The following is a 15,158-nucleotide window of genomic DNA, read 5'->3' as shown; positions in this document are numbered from 1 at the left end:
GCCGGTGCCGGCGCGGGCCTGGTCGCTGTGGCGGCGGGCTTGGGCGCCGGTTTCGCCGCCGCTGCGGGTCGGGCGGCCGGCCTGGGGGCGGGGGCGCTGGCCGGCTTCAGCCGCAGCCGGGTGCCCGATTCCACCAGGTCGGGGTCGCTGATGCGGTTGATGGCGATCAGCTGCTTCATCGGCACGCCGTAGGCGTCGGCGATCTGGGAGAGGCTCTCGCCGCTGCGGACCACGTGCTCGGTGGCCTTGCGGTTGACCGCGGCGGCCGGGGCGGCGCTGCGGGAGGAGGAGGGCACCACCAGCTTCTGGCCGGCTTCAATGTGGTCCGCCTTGCTGAGGCCGTTCAGCTGCATCAGCCGGCTGACGGTGATGCCGTGGCGTTCGGCGATTTCGGAGAGGGTTTCCCCGGGGGCCACGGTGAGGCTGCCGCCGGAGGCCCGGGGTCGGGCCGCTCCACCCGGCAACGTCAGGCTGCGGCCGGCTTCGACGAGATCGGGATCGCTGATCCCGTTGATCTTCATCAGGGTGGACACGCTCACCCGGTGGCGCGCGGCGATGTCGGAGAGGGTCTCACCGGGCTTGACGGTCACCTGGGCAGCCAGAGCCGGCAGCGGCAACACCATGGCTAGAGCCAGGGCGATGAGGGGGCGGCGCATGGGCACTAGGGATAGCTGATGGCACGTTAAGGGCCACGTCCAGGCCCGCCCAGCCCCCCCTCAGCCCATCAGCCGACGGACCAGGCCCAGCTTGCCGGCGTACGGGGGGAAGCGGATCGGGGGGTCGGGCCGCAGCGACCGGCTGATCACGCTGCGCCGGTGCGAGAAGGTGAGGAAGCCGGCTTCCCCGTGGTAGGCCCCCATGCCGCTGGGGCCGATGCCGCCGAAGGGCAGGTTGGCCATGGCCCCCTGGATCACCGTGTCGTTCACCACCAGGCTGCCCGAACCGCTGCCCGCCAGCACCCGTTCCCGCTCCGCGCCGCCGCCGCCGAACAGATAGAGGGACAGGGGTTTCGGCTGCCGGCGCACCAGGACCAGGGCCTCCTCCAGATCCGCCACCGTCAGCAGGGGCAGGATCGGGGCGAACAGCTCCTCCTGCAGCAGCGGATCGTCGTCGGGATCGTCGACCGCCACCACGGTGGGCTCGATCTTCCGCGCGGTTTCGTCCCAGCGTCCGCCCAGCAGCACCCGGCCCCGCTCCCGCGCCTGGGCCAGCAGCCCCTGGAGCCGCTCGAAGCGTGCCGCTCCGACGAGGCGCCCCAGGTCGGGGCTGGCCAGGGGATCCGGGCCGTACAGGGCCCGGGCCTGCTCGCGCAACGCCGCCACCAGGGCCTCCCGCACCCCGGCCGCCACCAGCACGTGGTTGGGGGCCAGACAGGTCTGGCCGGCGTTCAGGCAGCGGCCCCACAGCAGCCGCCGCGCCGTGATCGTTGGCTCCGCATCGGCCAGCACGATCGCCGGGTTCCGGCCCCCCAGCTCCAGCGTGATGGGGGTGAGATGGCGGGCGGCGGCGGCCATCACCAGCCGTCCCACCCGCTCGCCGCCGGTGTAGAGGATGTGGTCGAAGCGCTCCCGCTCCAGCAGCCCGGCGGCCACGGCCCCGTCGCCCTCCACCACCTGGACCACAGCCGGGTCGAAGTGACGCCCCAGCAGCTCAACCAGCAGGGCCGACGAAGCGGGGCTCAGTTCGGAGGGCTTGACCACGGCCGTGTTGCCGGCGGCCAGGGCATGCAGCAGGGGGTGGAGGCAGAGCTCGAAGGGATAGTTCCAGGCGCCGATGATCAGGACGCAGCCCAGGGGCTCGCTGTGCACCGCCCCCTGGCCCGGCCAGGCCCACAGGGGCAGGGGGCGGCGGCGGGGACGCATCCAGCCGGCCAGGTGACGGCGGGTGTGGCGCAGCTCCTGCCGCAGGGTCGCCAGCTCCAGGCTGCCCTCCATGGCGGGGCGGCCCAGGTCGCTGGCCAGGGCCGCCAGCATCCGCGGCTCCTCCGACTCCAGCAGGCGAGCCAGCCGCTGGAGCTGCTCCAGCCGCCAGGCCAGGGGCCGGGTGGTGCCCCCCTCCACCAGGGCGCGCATCGTCGCCACCGGCACCGTCAGGAAAGAGGACATGGGGTGGGCCCTTTTGGCCCAGGCTGGCAAATCGCGCCCCGCCACGGCCCCCGCCGGACCCCCTGGCGCTCAGGTGCTGCCGCAGCCGGCCAGGAACACAGCTCGCCGCAGGTTGTCGAGCCGGGGGGAGGCGGGGCCTTCGAGGGCGTAGAGCAGGGCCAGGCCCAGGCTGAGGTCGCCCCGGTCGAAGGTCCGCTGGATGGCGGCCCACCACAGGTCCGGATCGGTGCCCAGTCCGTCGAGCTGCCGCTGGGCCCGCCCCATCCGCTCGGCCGGATCTCCCTCCAGCTCGATGATGGCGAAGTCGTCCGTCCGGACGCCCAGGGGCCGCAGCAGCAGCACCAGCCGCTGGCCCGGGCGGATCGGTGCCAGGGGCCAGGGGATCGGCCCCTCGATGGGCTCGCCGGGGAGGGCCCGCCGCTGCCAGAGCACCTCACCCTCCCGTTCGATCCGCACCTCCTCCAGGGGTTCGGTGCTCAGGATCGTGGGAGCTCCGATCGGGACGGCGGCCACAGCCTCGGCCCGGGCGTTGAGCGCCAGCCTGGGGGTCAGCACGCAGACCGCGGCCGCCTGCAGCCGGGCGGGTCCGGGCAGCACGGCCAGGGCGAGGCCCAGACCGATCGCCAGGCAGGTCCGGCGCACGGCGGGGAGCAACGGGGTGCCGACCAAGGGGATGGGGGGACGCTAACGGCTGGCGCTCAGCCGGCCACGGTCAGCAGGTTCAGGCCGTGCAGCCCTTCGAACAGCAGGTAGGCCCCGAGCACCAGGGCGAGGACCCCCACAAGCCACTCGGCCTTGTGCTGCAGCCATTCCTCAAGACGGGTGATCGGCTCCCGGATCGCCCCGCCGCTGACCAGCCACGCCAGGGGCGGCAGCAGCAGCAGGGAGCTGGCCATCAGGGTGAACAGCCCGGTCACCTCCGCGTCGGCGGTGAGGCCGGGGTCGTTGAGCAGGAGCAGGCCGGCCTCCTTGAGATAGAAGACCAGGTTCTCCGGGGTGAGCAGGGCGCTGGTGGCACCGATCAGCACCAGGGTGAGGGTGCTGAAGTCGGGCAGCTGGTTCATCAGCCGCAGGGCCATGCCCTCCTCACCGATGTTGGCCTGGGGGGTGAGCTGATAGAGCCCCAGACCCACCAGCGCGCCGGCCCCGAGCAGGTCGATCAGCACCTGCTCCCGCTCGCCGTGGCTGAGGCTGATGGCGAAGGCCTCCCCCAGCACCATGAGCAGCACGATGGCCAGGGCATTGGCGGCCGCCCAGCCCGCCACGTAGGCCATGGCCCGCTGCAGCGGCGAGCGACCCAGCAGCAGCAGGGTGACCACCGCGATGTGCAGGGGGCTGAAGGCGATGCCGATCCCGAACAGGGACGACTGGGTGATCAGGGCCGGCGACAGGAGCGCCGGGACGCCGAGGACGAAGGGGGACAACAGGGGCGGCAAGCAGACCGTCCGGGCGGCGAAGGTCCCGCATTCTCGGGCATGTTCCCGGCTGACTGCGAACGGGACTGCACCTCCGCCGCAGGGTGGCCGGGGCGGGGAATGGGCTGGGGAGGAAAGCCCTTGACGAGATTTGAACTCGTGACCTCTCCCTTACCAAGGGAGTGCTCTACCACTGAGCTACAAGGGCATGTGGAAAGGTGGGCCGGGTTGGATTTGAACCAACGTAGGCAGAGCCAGCGGATTTACAGTCCGCCCCCATTAACCACTCGGGCACCGACCCGAACCACACCTTCAGAACTTACCAGCCGACCCTCCCTCCCCCATGCGCCTGCTCGTGCTCCATGGCCCCAACCTCAACCTGCTCGGCCAGCGGGAGCCAGGCCTCTACGGCAGCAGCACCCTGGCGGCCATCGATGCCGCCCTGGAGCAGCAGGCGGCGGCGCTGGGGGTGGAGCTCGCCTGCTTCCAGAGCAACCACGAGGGGGCCCTGGTGGACCGCATCCAGCAGGCGGTCGGCCAGGCCGGGAGCCCGGCCTGCGACGGGATCCTGATCAATGCGGCCGCCTACACCCACACCTCGGTGGCGATCCGTGATGCCCTGCTGGCGGTGGCCCTGCCCTTCGTGGAGGTGCACCTGAGCAACACCCACGCCCGCGAAGCCTTCCGCCATCGTTCCCTGCTGGCGGACCGGGCCCTGGGGGTCATCTGCGGCTTCGGCCCCACCAGCTACCGCCTTGCCCTCGAGGGCCTGGTGGCCCACTTGCAGGCGGCGGCATGAGCGGCGCCTCCCTGCCCGTGGCGGTCGAGGCCCCGGTGGCTGCGGCGACCCGGATGAGGTGGCTGGCGGCCCCCAGCAGCGCCGCCTGGCTGGAGCAGGCTCTGGCCCACCCGGAACTGCTGCTGATCGACCATGCCCACTGCGAGCGCAAGGCGGCCGGCGCCGCCCTGCAGCTCATGTTCCGCTACCCCTCCGACGGGGAGCTGGCGGCCGTGCTCAGCCCCCTGGCCCGGGAGGAGCTGGAGCACTTCGAGCGGGTGCAGGCCCTGCTGGAGCGGCGTGGCCTCGGCCTGCGGGCCCTGGCCGCCCCGCCCTACGGCGCCGCCCTGGCCGCCCTGGTGCGCCGAGCCGAGCCCGAGCGGATGCTCGACAGCTTCCTGGTGGCGGGTCTGATCGAGGCCCGCAGCCACGAGCGGATGGCCCTGCTGGCCGCCCACAGCCCCGATCTGGAGCTGCGGGAGCTCTACGCCGACCTGCTGGCCAGCGAGGCGCGCCATTTCGGCCTCTACTGGGTGCTGTGCGAACGGCGCTGGCCCCGGCCGGAGGTCACCGATCGGCTCACGGACCTGGCCGCGAGCGAGGCGGAGATCCTGGCCAGCCTCCATCCCCAGCCGCGCATGCACAGCTGAGCCCTGCTGCCCAGGCACCGCTGAGCCGCCCGATCAGGCCGCGGCCAGCACCTCCTCCAGGAGGGGGAAGCGGGTGGCGATCGGATCGCCGGTGAAGCTGGCCACCCAGCCGTCGCTGTTGTCGAAGAAGCGCAGGGCGCAGAAGGACGGACGCGCGCCGGTGTCGAACCAGTGGCGGGTGCCGGCGGGCACCCCGATCCAGTCCCCCTGCTCGCACACCACCTGGAGCACCTCGCCTTCGATGTGCAGGCAGAAGAGGCCGCGGCCCTCCACGAAGAAGCGCACCTCGTCCTCGGCGTGGGTGTGCTCGGAGAGGAACTTCGCCCGCAGGGCCTCCCGGTCCGGATGGTCGGGGCCGAGCCGGATCGCGTCCACGGTGCGGTAACTCCCCCCGGCCTGCACCCGGGCGATCTCCGCGGCGTAGGCGGCCAGGATCGCGGCCTGGTCGGCGTCCGTCGCCAGGGCGGCCGGCGTGGCCCAGCGCTCGAAGCGCACCCCCCGGGCCCCGAGTTCCCGGGCGATCACGTCGGCGTCGCTGCTGCGAAGCAGGGGGGCGGCGTGGCCGTCGCCGGCGGCGGAACGGATCACCAGGTGGGTCATGGGAGCGCTCGAGGGCGTTCTGGGGATCTGCACCCTAGAAAGGTCTGCAGCGGACTTCCCCCCATCGCCGACCGTGCTGCCAGCGCCGGCCTCACCCTGGTGGGGGTGGGGCCCGGCGATCCCGACCTGCTCACCGTGGCCGCGGTGCGGGCGATCGAAGCCGCCGACACCATCGCCTACCCGGTCGCCCGCGAGGGGGCCGAGGGGATGGCGGCCGCCGTGGCCGGCCCCTGGATCGGTAGCGACCAGCGGCGCCTGCCCCTGGTGTTCCCGATGGTGGCGGCGGCCGAGCCCCGTCGTCAGGCCTGGCATGACGCCGCCGACCGCCTGGCGGCCGAGGTGGCCGACGGCCGGTCGGTGGTGCTGCTCTGCGAGGGCGACGTTTCGCTTTTCGCCAGCAGCAGCTACGTGCTGCTGGCCCTGCGGGACCGCCATCCCGCCCTGTCGGTGCGCCTGATCCCGGGCATCAGCGCCGTGGCGGCGGCGGCCGCCGCCGGGGCCTGGCCCCTGGCCCTGCAGCAGGAGGGGTTGCTGATCCGCCCCACCCCGGAGGAGCCCGGCCAGCTGGAGGACCTGCTGGCCCAGGCGGCGGCCGGTGGCTGGGTGCTGGCCCTGCTCAAGCTGGGGGGCCGCTGGCCCTGGGTGCGCCCGCTGCTGGCCGAGCGGGGGCTGCTGGCGGATGCGTTGTTTGCCCAGCGGGTGGGCTGGCCCGACCAGCGGCTCTGTCCGGCCGCCGAGGTGCCCGCTGCCGAGGTCCCCTACTTCTCCCTGCTGCTCATCCGGCAGGGGTGGCCGGCGGTGCTTCCATGACCGTTCGCGTTTTTCCCCGCCCTTGCCGATGCCTTCCGCCGGGATGACCGCCACCGGGATGACTGTCACCGACTGGTTCGCCCTGCTGCACCCGGTGCTGATCATCCTGTTCGTCTACCCGGTGGTGGGCGCCACCATCCGGCTCGGGATCCTGGCGCGGGAGCGCCGCCTCGACATCAACCCCCTGCCGCCGACGGTGGGGGTGGAGCACACCGACCACGGCCGCTGGGTGACCTCGGGCGTGGTGGTGGCGGTGCTGATCGCCATGGCGGCCACCTACGCCCGGGGGGGCGCCGTCGGCGGCGCCGGCACCGGCGTGGCCCTGCTGCTGGCCGGCGTGGGTTGTCTGGTGAGCTGCCTGGCCCTTTGGCGGGTGAAGGGGGCCTGGTTGCGGGCCGGCTTCGCCCTGATCTGCTGGTTGGGGCTGCTGACCCTGGGCAGCCAGCCGGCCCTGTGGCACCTGGGCCGCAGTCCCTTCGACGGGGGCGTTTGGGGGTCCCACTACTGGAGCGGCGTGCTGCTCTGCGGCCTGCTGTTGTTCGCCATGGCGGCGGCCCCCGAGACCCTGAGGTCCCCCCGGATGCGGCGGCTGCACGTCAGCGCCGCCTTCCTCACCGCCCTGCTGCTGGCGGTGCAGGCCATCAGCGGCAGCCGGGACCTGCTGGGCATGGCTCTGGGGCACTGACCTCCAGCTCCGCCTCCGCCCGATCCAGCAGGCCCAGGGCGCTCTCCAGGCTGGGGGCCACCATCAGCTCCCGGCGCAGCCGGGCGGCGCCGGCGAAGCCCTGGCAGGTCCAGCCCAGGTGCTTGCGGGCGATCAGCAGCCCCTGATCGCCGCGGGCGGCCACCAGGGCCTCCAGGTGCTCCCTGGCCAGGGAGATCCGGTCGTGGCTGTCCGGCTCGCTCGGCAGGGGGCGGCCGGCGAGGGCCGCGGCGATGCGCCCCACCAGCCAGGGGCGCCCCAGGGTCCCCCGCCCCACCATCACCCCGTCGGCGCCGGTGATCGCCAGGCAGCGCAGGGCGTCTTCCGGGCTGGTGATGTCGCCGTTGGCGATCAGGGGGATGCGCAGGGCCGCCTTCACCCGCCCGATCGCGTCCCAATCGGCTTGGCCTGAGAACCCCTGCTCCCGGGTGCGGCCGTGCAGGGTGAGGGCGCGGGCGCCGGCGTTCTGCAGGGCCAGGGCGAAGCCCACCGGATCGGCGCTGGACCCGCACCAGCCCAGCCGGGTCTTCACCGTCACCGGCACCCGCACCGCCGCCGCCACCGCCGCCACGATCCGCAGGGCCAGATCCGGCTGGCGCAGCAGGCCGCTGCCGCCCCCCTTGCGGGCGATCTTGCGCACCGGGCAGCCCATGTTGATGTCGATCAGCCAGGCCCCGGCGGCCTCGGCCCGGCGGGCCGCCTCGGCCATGGCGTCGGGCCGGTGGTCGAACAGCTGCACCCCAACGGGGCCGGGATCCTGGTCGAGGGCCGCCATCTTGGCGCCGCCGTGGCCCAGTTCCAGGGCCGTGGCATTGACCATCTCCGTGAACAGGAGCGCCTCGGGGGCCCAGCGGCGCACCAGGGCGCGGAAGATCCCGTCGCTCACCCCCGCCAGGGGCGATTGCAGCACCCGGCAGGTGAGCAGCCTGTCGGTGCCGTTGCCGTCCAGGCGGAGGGGGCCGGTGGGGCAGGGATGGCGGGCGGGACTGGGCATGCTGGGGTCACTCTCGGATGCCAGACGCCGCTTTGGACGCTGCCGCCGCTCCCCCCTTGAAGCCCGATGGCGCCCCGGAACCCTTTCCCCTCAGCCGCGCCCTGCTGGAGGCGGTGCTGGACGACCGCACCAGTGATCGCTTCGTCTGCCAGCTGATCTGGCCGCGGCTGGGCTACCGCCCGGACGCCGAGGGCCGCTGGTCGGCCGGGCCCGCCACCCCGCCGGCCTGGGCCGAGGCCTTTCCCGAGGCACCGGAGCTGATCGCCGAGCGGCCCGCGAGCGTGCGGCTCACCCGCTCGATCGCCCCCGAGCACAAGCAGCTGCTCAAGCAGCAGCTGGGCTTCGCCGGATACCGCATCGGTGGCCTCTATCCCCGCCGCACCCGGCGGGCCACGGCGGTGAACTGGTTGCTGGCCCACCTCGCTGAGCGGGGCGAACCGCTGCCGGAGGCGGGCCCGTTGCCGGAGCTCCTCGACCCCCCCGAAGATCCGGTGGCCGGCCATCCCGGCGATCCCCCGGTGGGTTGAGGCGGCGGTGGGCTGGGGAGTCGGTGGCTCTGTAGGGTCTAGGTAACGCATCCGTCGTAAGGAATAAGTCAGATTGGCGCTCCCCGTCGTCGCCGTGATCGGACGCCCCAACGTGGGCAAGTCCACGCTGGTCAACAGGCTCTGCCGCAGCCGTGAGGCCATCGTTCACGACCAGCCCGGTGTGACCCGGGACCGCACCTACCAGGAGGGTTTCTGGGGTGACCGCATCTTCCGGGTGGTGGACACCGGCGGCCTGGTGTTCGACGACGACAGCGAATTTCTGCCCGAAATCCGGGAGCAGGCCAACCTGGCCCTGGCCGAGGCGTCGGTGGCTGTGGTGATCGTGGACGGCCAGCAGGGGGTCACCGCCGCCGATGAATCGATCGCCGAGTGGCTGCGGGGCCACAACGTCCCGGTGCTGCTGGGGGTGAACAAGTGCGAGTCGCCTGATCAGGGCCTGGCCATGGCGGCCGACTTCTGGGGTCTGGGTCTGGGGGAGCCCCACCCGATCTCCGCCATCCACGGCGCCGGCACGGGCGATCTGCTCGACCGGGTGATCAGCTTCCTGCCGGCCACCACCGAGACGGACGAGGCCGAGCCGATCCAGCTGGCGATCATCGGCCGTCCCAACGTGGGCAAGTCCAGCCTGCTCAATGCCATCTGCGGCGAGAACCGGGCCATCGTCAGTCCGATCCGCGGCACCACCCGCGACACCATCGACACCACGATCGAGCGGGAGGGCCACACCTGGAAGCTGCTCGACACCGCCGGCATCCGCCGGCGCCGCAGCGTCGACTACGGCCCGGAGTACTTCGGCATCACCCGCAGCTTCAAGGCGATCGAGCGCAGCGATGTCTGCGTGCTGGTGATCGATGCCCTCGACGGGGTCACCGAGCAGGACCAGCGCCTGGCGGGCCGCATCGAGGAGGACGGCCGCGCCTGTGCCGTGGTCGTCAACAAGTGGGACCTGATCGAAAAGGACAGCCACACCATGAGCGCCATGGAGAAGGAGCTGCGCGCCAAGCTCTACTTCCTCGACTGGGCGCCGATGCTGTTCACCTCCGCCGTCACCGGCCAGCGGGTGGAGAGCATCTTCGCCATCGCCGCGGTGGCGGTGGAGCAGCACCGCCGCCGGGTCAGCACCTCGGTGGTGAACGAGGTGCTGCAGGAGGCCCTGCGCTGGCGCTCGCCCCCCACCACCCGCGGCGGCCGCCAGGGCCGCCTCTACTACGGCACCCAGGTGGCGACCCGCCCGCCCAGCTTCACCCTGTTCGTCAACGAACCCAGGCTGTTCGGCGACACCTACCGCCGCTACGTCGAGCGCCAGATCCGCGAGTCCCTGGGCTTCGAGGGATCGCCGGTGCGGCTCTTCTGGCGCGGCAAGCAGCAGCGGGACGCCGAGAAGGAGCAGGCCCGCCACCAGAGCCGGGGCGGCTGAGGTCGATGGGGACGGCGATTCCAGGGGCGATCCAGGAGGGCCTGGCCTGAATGGACTGGTTGCGGCAGCTGCCGATCGGTCAGTACGTCGATGACGGCGAGGGCGGTGAGTCTGGCGATACCGGCGGCCGCGGCAGCTGGCTGCGACGGCTCGACCCCCGGGTGAAGCTGGTCTGGACGGTGGCGTTCCTGGTGACGCCGATCCTGGCCGGGCCCCTCTGGCGGTTGTCCCTGGTGGGGCTGCTGCTGCTGATCACTGCCGTCAGTGGCCTGCCCTGGCGCCTCTGGCGGCAGAGCCTGCCCCTGCTGATCGCCCTGGCGCTGCTGGTGGGCCTGCTGGCCGCCCTGCTGCCGGCCGGAGGGGGCGCACCGGCCAGCCTCCAGCGTCCCCCCGCGGAGCTGCGGCTGGTCCCGGCCCCCCCCGGTGCCCCACCCCCGTCCCGGGCCGGCCTGTCCTGGGAACTGGTGCGCTGGGGCCCCGTGATGGCCGGGCCCCTGGAGCTGGGCCCCCTGGTGGTGACCCGCCGTTCGGCCGAACTCGGCATCAACGGCGCCACCCTGCTGTTCACCGTCATCCACAGCGCCAACCTGCTGCTGCTCTCCACTCCCCCCGAGGAGCTGGTCTGGTCCATCGCCTGGTGGCTGGCCCCCCTGCGGGCCCTGGGCTGGCCCGTGGAGCGCCTGGGCTTCACCCTGCTGCTGTCCCTGCGCTTCCTGCCCCTGGTGCAGGAGGAACTCCAGAACCTGCTGCGCTCGATCGCCACCCGGGCGGTGAACCTGCGGCGCCTGGGCTGGAAGGCCAGTCTGGGCCTGGTGCTGGCGGTGGGGGAGCGGCTGCTGGCCAACGTGCTTCTGCGCTCCGAACAGGGGGCCGAGGCCCTGATGGCGCGCGGCGGGATGTGGCTTCCCCCCGACCGCCTGCACCAGCCGGCCGCCACCCCCTCCGGTGCCAGCCTGGCGGCGGTGCTGGCCCTGGCGGCCCTGCTGGCGCTCCGCTGGAAAGTCGGTGCCCTTTAATGGCCCCAGCCTGCAGGGAGTCGTGAGCACGGAGCGCTATCTGAACCACCCGACCTTCGGGATGCTCTATCGGGTAGCGCCGGTGGCCGAGAGCCGCGACCTCTATGCCACGCTCTACGCCCAGCGGATCTTCTTTCTCGTCACCCTCCAGGAGCGTGGCGCCCATTTTGAGGTGATCCCCCTGATGGACGCCCGCCACTTCGCCGAGCAGAACCTGGCCCGCTGCCGGCGCGAGGGGCCCGAGGCCCAGGCCCGCTGGCGCCAGCTCTTCGACCAGACCTTCATCTGATGGCACAGGCGTCGCCCGCGGCGGCGGAGGCGTTCGGTTCCACCCTGGCGGAGCGACTTTCGGCCCTCCAGGCGGCGTTGCCAGCCTCCACCCACCTGCTGGCGGTGTCGAAGGGCCATCCGGCCGAACTGGTGCGCCAGGCCGCGGCCCTGGGCCAGCGGAGCTTCGGGGAGAGCCGGCTGCAGGAGGCCATCGCCAAGCAGGACGCCCTCGGGGACCTGCCGGACCTCGACTGGCACTTCATCGGCCGGCTCCAGGCCAACAAGGCCCGCGCCGTGCTGCGCCGCTTCGGCACCATCCATTCCGTCGACAGCCTGGCGCTGGCCGAGCGGCTGCAGCGCATCGCCGCCGAAGAAGGCCTGGCCCCGGGGATCCTGCTGCAGGTGAAGTTCCGCCCCGACCCGGCCAAGACCGGCTTCGCACCGGACGAGGTGCGGGCCCTGGGGTCCGACCTGGGGCGCCTGGCCCCCCTGCGCTGCCTCGGTCTGATGACCATCGCCCCCCTGGGGCTCACCCCCGGGGAGCGGCTGGAGCTGTTCAGGGAATGCCGCGACCTGGCCGATGCCCTGGGGCTGGAGGACTGTTCGATGGGGATGAGCGGCGACTGGCGCGACGCCGTGGCGGCGGGCAGCACCTGGGTGCGCCTCGGGAGTGTTCTGTTCGGAAGTCGCCCAATCCAGCCATGAAAGGGCGTTGGGATCTTGCCGGCTCGGATGTGGGACGCTATTCAAGGCCAAGCATCCTTCCCGAGGTCGACTCCGTGTCGTTGTTCTCCCGCCTGCGTGCCGTCGTCTCCGGTGACGACTATCTCGATGGCGACTTCGACGACGAACTCGACTACGACCCCGGCGACACCACCACGGCCGCGGCCACTTCCACGGCCGGCAGAAACACCGGAGCCCTCGCTCTGAGCACCGATTTCTCCAGCGATGATCCCTTCGCCGGAACCAACGTCATCGGCATGCCCGGCATCACCAGCGCCGTGGCCGAGGTGTGCCTGATGGAGCCGCGCAGCTTCGACGAGATGCCCCGTGCGATTCAGGCTCTCCGGGAGCGCAAGACCGTCATCCTCAACCTCACGATGATGGAGCCGGACCAGGCCCAGCGGGCCGTGGATTTCGTCGCCGGCGGCACCTTCGCCATCGACGGTCACCAGGAACGGGTGGGCGAGAGCATCTTCCTGTTCGCCCCCAGCTGCGTCACGGTCACCACCGCGGGCGGTGAGGAAGCCGCCTCCCCCACGGTGGTCTCCGGGCGCACCGGCCCCGTCGACGACCAGCAGGAGGCTGCCCCCAGCCCCGCCTGGGGCCGTTCGGATGCCATGGTCTGACACCGTCGGCGTGGTGGGCCTCGGCCGGATGGCCAGGGCCCTGCTGCTGCCGCTTCTCGACGCCGGCCTGCTCGAGCGCTCCGCCGTCCGGGCCGCGGTGGCCAGTGAGGCTTCCGCCCGGCGGCTTAGCGATGAGCTCGGGATCCAGGTCTCCACGGATGCCGCCCCGGCCTGGGCCGCGCCTGTTGTGCTGCTGGCGGTGAAGCCCCAGCAGATCGAAGCGGTGGCCCCCGCGGCGACCGAAGCCCTGGCAGAGGCCCTGGCAGCGGCAGCCCCCGGCGGAGAGCCGCTTCTGATCTCTGTGCTGGCGGGGGTGACCCTGGCGCGGCTGCAGGCCCTGTTCCCGGGACGGGCCTGCGTGCGGGCCGTGCCAAACACCCCAGCCCTGGTGCGGGCTGGACTCACGGGGCTGAGCTGGGGCGAGGGCGTCGGCGAGGCCCGGCGCGAGCAGGTGCGCCGGTTGTTCGCCGAGGTGGGTGAGGTGCTCGACCTGCCGGAGCCCCAGCTCGATCCCTTCCTGGCCCTCACCTCCTCCGGTCCCGCCTTCCTGGCCCTGGTGGCCGAATCCATGGCCGACGGGGCGGTGGCGGGGGGGCTGCCCCGCCCGTTGGCCATGCACCTGGCCCACCGCACCATGGCCGGCACGGCGGCGCTGCTGAAGGGGCAGGAGCTCCACCCCGGCCAGCTCAAGGACATGGTGACCAGCCCCGCCGGTACGACGGCCGCCGGGCTGCGCCAGCTGGAGCGGGCCGGACTGCGCTCGGCCCTGATCGAGGCCGTGCTGGCCGCGACGGAGCGCAGCCGCCAGCTGGGGTGACTCCCACCGGTTCGCCTCGCGTCCCGGTTCCCTTCAGCTGCGGCCGGCCCCGAGGCGTGGCTCGGTGCCGGCCATCAGCCGCTGCAGGTTGCTGCGGTGCCGCCAGAGCACCAGCGCCGTGGTGAGCAGGGCCAGGCTCAGGTAGGCCGGCCGCAGGCCGTCGGCTCCGAAGGAGCCCAGCATCAGCAGGGGCAGCGACAGGGCCGCCACCACGCTGGAGAGCGACACGATGCGGCTGAGGCTGAGCGTGGTGAGGAAGATGCCGAAACAGGCCAGTCCCACGGGCCAGGTCAGCCCCAGCAGCATGCCCAGGCCGGTGGCCACCGCCTTGCCCCCTTTCCAGCCCAGCCACAGGGGCCAGATGTGGCCGGCCAGGGCCGCCAGGCCCGCCGCCACCACCCCCCAGTCGCTGATGGCGCTGAAACCGAGGGGCTGCAGCACCGCCTTGGCCAGCAGCACCGCGACGGTGCCCTTGAGCACGTCCAGCAGGAACACCACCAGGGCCGGCCCCTTGCCCAGCACCCGCAGCACGTTGGTGGCACCGGTGGAGCCGGAGCCTTCCTGACGCAGATCGATGCCGGCGAGCCAGCGGCCCGCCAGCCAGCCGAAGGGAATCGAGCCCAGCAGGTAGCCCGCCGGCAGCACGAGCAGATCGGGGAGGAAAACCATGGCAGGAGAGGTCGGGTGGGTCAGTAGAGATCGGCTTCGGCGTCGATCTCCCCGGGGCCGGCGGCGAAGGCCAGCCAGAGGGGGAACTGCAGGATCGGAGTCTCGATCACCTGCTCGGCCGCGTCGATCACGATGAAGGGCAGCTCGCCCCGTTCCTCGAGGCGGTCGGCCCGCTCGATCAGGGCATCGGCCCGCTCGAACAGCACGATGCCGCTGGCGGGGCCGAAATCGTCGCGGCTGAGGCCCAGGCAGTCCTGCAGTCCCCGCCGCCATTCGCCGAGGCGCTCCGGCTGGCTGGCCAGCACCAGGGTCTGGAAGCGCTCGCCGTAGAGCTCCCCCAGGATCGCGATCGCCGCCGCCGCCGCCAGGGCATTGCGGCTGCGGCTGCCACCGCTGGGCTGGGCGCCCCGGCCGCCCTGGGAGAGGAACCAGTCCTCAAGCCGGGTGGCGGCGGAGCGCTCCAGGGTGCGGCGCAGCTTCCAGGGATCGGCGTAGAAATCGGGCTGGCCGCCGAACTGCTCCAGCCGCTCCCGGACCAGGTCCGCATCGTCACGGAACAGACCCGCAGCGGCGGGGGCCACGGCGGTCTCCGGGGCGCCGCCGGTCTCGGCGCCGGTCGTCGCCTGGTCGAGGGGGGAGGGCTGCACCACCAGCGGCTGGACCACCAGCTCCATCTGCTCGGCGGCGGCGGCCAGATCCTGCAGGGCTCCCACCAGGTAGTCCTGGAAGCCCTTGAGCCGCCGGGCGATCGCATCCGACTGGCCGGCGAAGCTGCCGGCGATCTCCTGGCGGATCTGCTCCCGGCGGGTCTCCAGTTCGCCGATCTCCCCCAGGAGCTCGGCGCGGCGTTGCCGCAGTTCCGTCAGGGCCAGCTCCAGCAGCCCATCGGTCCCGGCAGCGGCCGATACGGGGGCGGTGGCCGGGGTGGGATCCGGCGGGGTGATGGCGGGCGGTTCGGGTTGGTCGCTCATGGCAGGCGGGGGGGCAAGGCGGCGGAGGGCTCAGGCGGGGTGCGCG

19 protein-coding genes and 2 tRNA genes are annotated in these 15,158 nt (G+C 72.8%); 11 read left to right on the top strand and 10 right to left on the bottom strand.

Annotated features, from left to right (window positions below; genetic code table 11):
- The 6 genes from KUG39_RS14795 to KUG39_RS14770 form a co-directional block, all read right to left on the bottom strand.
- Positions 1-656 (bottom strand): LysM peptidoglycan-binding domain-containing protein (locus KUG39_RS14795; RefSeq protein WP_216918354.1); only part of this gene is annotated, 656 nt, incomplete at its 3' end.
- Between the two features lie 60 nt (positions 657-716).
- Entirely contained in the window at positions 717-2,105 is a 1,389-nt protein-coding gene (locus tag KUG39_RS14790; RefSeq protein WP_286193217.1) for an aldehyde dehydrogenase family protein, read from the bottom strand.
- 69 nt (positions 2,106-2,174) lie between these two features.
- Entirely contained in the window at positions 2,175-2,759 is a 585-nt protein-coding gene (locus tag KUG39_RS14785) for a hypothetical protein (protein ID WP_216916025.1), read from the bottom strand.
- Between the two features lie 44 nt (positions 2,760-2,803).
- Complete coding sequence (locus KUG39_RS14780) at positions 2,804-3,529, bottom strand: GAP family protein (protein WP_286193216.1); 726 nt, start codon at positions 3,527-3,529, stop codon at positions 2,804-2,806.
- Between the two features lie 127 nt (positions 3,530-3,656).
- Positions 3,657-3,728 (bottom strand) — tRNA-Thr (locus tag KUG39_RS14775).
- 11 nt (positions 3,729-3,739) lie between these two features.
- A tRNA-Tyr gene (locus KUG39_RS14770) sits at positions 3,740-3,821 on the bottom strand.
- A 42-nt stretch (positions 3,822-3,863) separates the two neighbouring features.
- Here KUG39_RS14770 and aroQ point away from each other — a divergent pair.
- Entirely contained in the window at positions 3,864-4,319 is a 456-nt protein-coding gene (gene aroQ, locus KUG39_RS14765; RefSeq protein ID WP_216916021.1) for a type II 3-dehydroquinate dehydratase, read from the top strand.
- Complete coding sequence (locus KUG39_RS14760) at positions 4,316-4,948, top strand: MiaE family protein (protein WP_216916019.1); 633 nt, start codon at positions 4,316-4,318, stop codon at positions 4,946-4,948. The genes aroQ and KUG39_RS14760 overlap by 4 nt, the downstream gene beginning before the upstream one ends.
- Positions 4,949-4,981: 33 nt before the next feature.
- On the opposite strand, the gene KUG39_RS14755 is transcribed toward KUG39_RS14760, so the two are convergent.
- Positions 4,982-5,548, bottom strand: a complete 567-nt coding sequence (locus KUG39_RS14755) for a 1,2-dihydroxy-3-keto-5-methylthiopentene dioxygenase (RefSeq protein ID WP_216916016.1) — start codon at positions 5,546-5,548, stop codon at positions 4,982-4,984.
- A 99-nt stretch (positions 5,549-5,647) separates the two neighbouring features.
- Here KUG39_RS14755 and cobI point away from each other — a divergent pair, with 99 nt between their 5' ends.
- The gene (cobI, locus tag KUG39_RS14750) at positions 5,648-6,358 is read left to right on the top strand and encodes a precorrin-2 C(20)-methyltransferase (protein ID WP_216916013.1); all 711 of its coding nucleotides are present in this window, start codon (positions 5,648-5,650) and stop codon (positions 6,356-6,358) included.
- 58 nt (positions 6,359-6,416) lie between these two features.
- A complete protein-coding gene (locus KUG39_RS14745; protein ID WP_216916010.1) occupies positions 6,417-7,043 on the top strand; it encodes a DUF4079 domain-containing protein in 627 nt (208 codons plus the stop codon).
- Here the strand turns inward: KUG39_RS14745 and dusB are convergent.
- The gene (gene dusB / locus KUG39_RS14740; protein WP_216916007.1) at positions 7,000-8,055 is read right to left on the bottom strand and encodes a tRNA dihydrouridine synthase DusB; all 1,056 of its coding nucleotides are present in this window, start codon (positions 8,053-8,055) and stop codon (positions 7,000-7,002) included. The two genes, KUG39_RS14745 and dusB, sit on opposite strands and share 44 nt — an antisense overlap.
- Before the next feature lie 17 nt (positions 8,056-8,072).
- Between dusB and KUG39_RS14735 the strand changes: the two genes are divergently transcribed.
- The 7 genes from KUG39_RS14735 to proC all read left to right on the top strand — a co-directional run bounded on the left by KUG39_RS14735 (position 8,073) and on the right by proC (position 13,472).
- Positions 8,073-8,582: a DUF1823 family protein gene (locus KUG39_RS14735; RefSeq protein ID WP_286193215.1), complete on the top strand. Its 510-nt coding sequence runs from the start codon at positions 8,073-8,075 to the stop codon at positions 8,580-8,582.
- Between the two features lie 73 nt (positions 8,583-8,655).
- A complete protein-coding gene (gene der, locus KUG39_RS14730; RefSeq protein WP_216916001.1) occupies positions 8,656-10,020 on the top strand; it encodes a ribosome biogenesis GTPase Der in 1,365 nt (454 codons plus the stop codon).
- 50 nt (positions 10,021-10,070) lie between these two features.
- Positions 10,071-11,036, top strand: a complete 966-nt coding sequence (locus tag KUG39_RS14725; RefSeq protein WP_216915998.1) for a CbiQ family ECF transporter T component — start codon at positions 10,071-10,073, stop codon at positions 11,034-11,036.
- A 22-nt stretch (positions 11,037-11,058) separates the two neighbouring features.
- Positions 11,059-11,325 carry a PipX family protein gene (locus tag KUG39_RS14720; protein ID WP_015110514.1) on the top strand — a complete coding sequence of 89 codons (267 nt, stop codon included), beginning with the start codon at positions 11,059-11,061 and terminating at the stop codon, positions 11,323-11,325.
- Positions 11,325-12,011 (top strand): YggS family pyridoxal phosphate-dependent enzyme, encoded by a 687-nt coding sequence (locus KUG39_RS14715; RefSeq protein WP_216915995.1) that lies wholly within the window; start codon positions 11,325-11,327, stop codon positions 12,009-12,011. Before KUG39_RS14720 ends, KUG39_RS14715 begins: the two co-directional genes overlap by 1 nt.
- Positions 12,012-12,085: 74 nt before the next feature.
- A complete protein-coding gene (locus KUG39_RS14710) occupies positions 12,086-12,655 on the top strand; it encodes a cell division protein SepF (protein ID WP_216915992.1) in 570 nt (189 codons plus the stop codon).
- A complete protein-coding gene (gene proC, locus KUG39_RS14705) occupies positions 12,642-13,472 on the top strand; it encodes a pyrroline-5-carboxylate reductase (RefSeq protein ID WP_216915989.1) in 831 nt (276 codons plus the stop codon). Before KUG39_RS14710 ends, proC begins: the two co-directional genes overlap by 14 nt.
- Positions 13,473-13,505: 33 nt before the next feature.
- On the opposite strand, the gene plsY is transcribed toward proC, so the two are convergent.
- Both plsY and KUG39_RS14695 read right to left on the bottom strand, forming a co-directional pair.
- Positions 13,506-14,141 (bottom strand): glycerol-3-phosphate 1-O-acyltransferase PlsY, encoded by a 636-nt coding sequence (plsY, locus tag KUG39_RS14700; RefSeq protein WP_216915986.1) that lies wholly within the window; start codon positions 14,139-14,141, stop codon positions 13,506-13,508.
- Between the two features lie 20 nt (positions 14,142-14,161).
- Positions 14,162-15,112, bottom strand: a complete 951-nt coding sequence (locus KUG39_RS14695; protein WP_216915984.1) for a DUF3086 domain-containing protein — start codon at positions 15,110-15,112, stop codon at positions 14,162-14,164.
- Positions 15,113-15,158: the final 46 nt, after the last annotated feature.

Source organism: Synechococcus sp. CCAP 1479/10 (assembly GCF_019038515.1).
Taxonomy (GTDB): domain Bacteria; phylum Cyanobacteriota; class Cyanobacteriia; order PCC-6307; family Cyanobiaceae; genus Cyanobium.
This window is presented reverse-complemented; position numbering and strand designations above follow the sequence as displayed.

Bases quoted from the DNA above. Each gene is read 5' to 3' on its own strand.
- aroQ (WP_216916021.1), top strand. From the start codon at position 3,864: ATGCGCCTGCTCGTGCTCCATGGCCCCAACCTCAACCTGCTCGGCCAG.
- KUG39_RS14760 (WP_216916019.1), top strand. From the start codon at position 4,316: ATGAGCGGCGCCTCCCTGCCCGTGGCGGTCGAGGCCCCGGTGGCTGCG.
- dusB (WP_216916007.1), bottom strand. From the start codon at position 8,055: ATGCCCAGTCCCGCCCGCCATCCCTGCCCCACCGGCCCCCTCCGCCTG.
- plsY (WP_216915986.1), bottom strand. From the start codon at position 14,141: ATGGTTTTCCTCCCCGATCTGCTCGTGCTGCCGGCGGGCTACCTGCTG.
- KUG39_RS14745 (WP_216916010.1), top strand. From the start codon at position 6,417: ATGACTGTCACCGACTGGTTCGCCCTGCTGCACCCGGTGCTGATCATC.
- KUG39_RS14755 (WP_216916016.1), bottom strand. From the start codon at position 5,548: ATGACCCACCTGGTGATCCGTTCCGCCGCCGGCGACGGCCACGCCGCC.
- KUG39_RS14695 (WP_216915984.1), bottom strand. From the start codon at position 15,112: ATGAGCGACCAACCCGAACCGCCCGCCATCACCCCGCCGGATCCCACC.
- proC (WP_216915989.1), top strand. From the start codon at position 12,642: ATGCCATGGTCTGACACCGTCGGCGTGGTGGGCCTCGGCCGGATGGCC.
- KUG39_RS14715 (WP_216915995.1), top strand. From the start codon at position 11,325: ATGGCACAGGCGTCGCCCGCGGCGGCGGAGGCGTTCGGTTCCACCCTG.
- KUG39_RS14725 (WP_216915998.1), top strand. From the start codon at position 10,071: ATGGACTGGTTGCGGCAGCTGCCGATCGGTCAGTACGTCGATGACGGC.
- KUG39_RS14790 (WP_286193217.1), bottom strand. From the start codon at position 2,105: ATGTCCTCTTTCCTGACGGTGCCGGTGGCGACGATGCGCGCCCTGGTG.
- KUG39_RS14735 (WP_286193215.1), top strand. From the start codon at position 8,073: ATGCCAGACGCCGCTTTGGACGCTGCCGCCGCTCCCCCCTTGAAGCCC.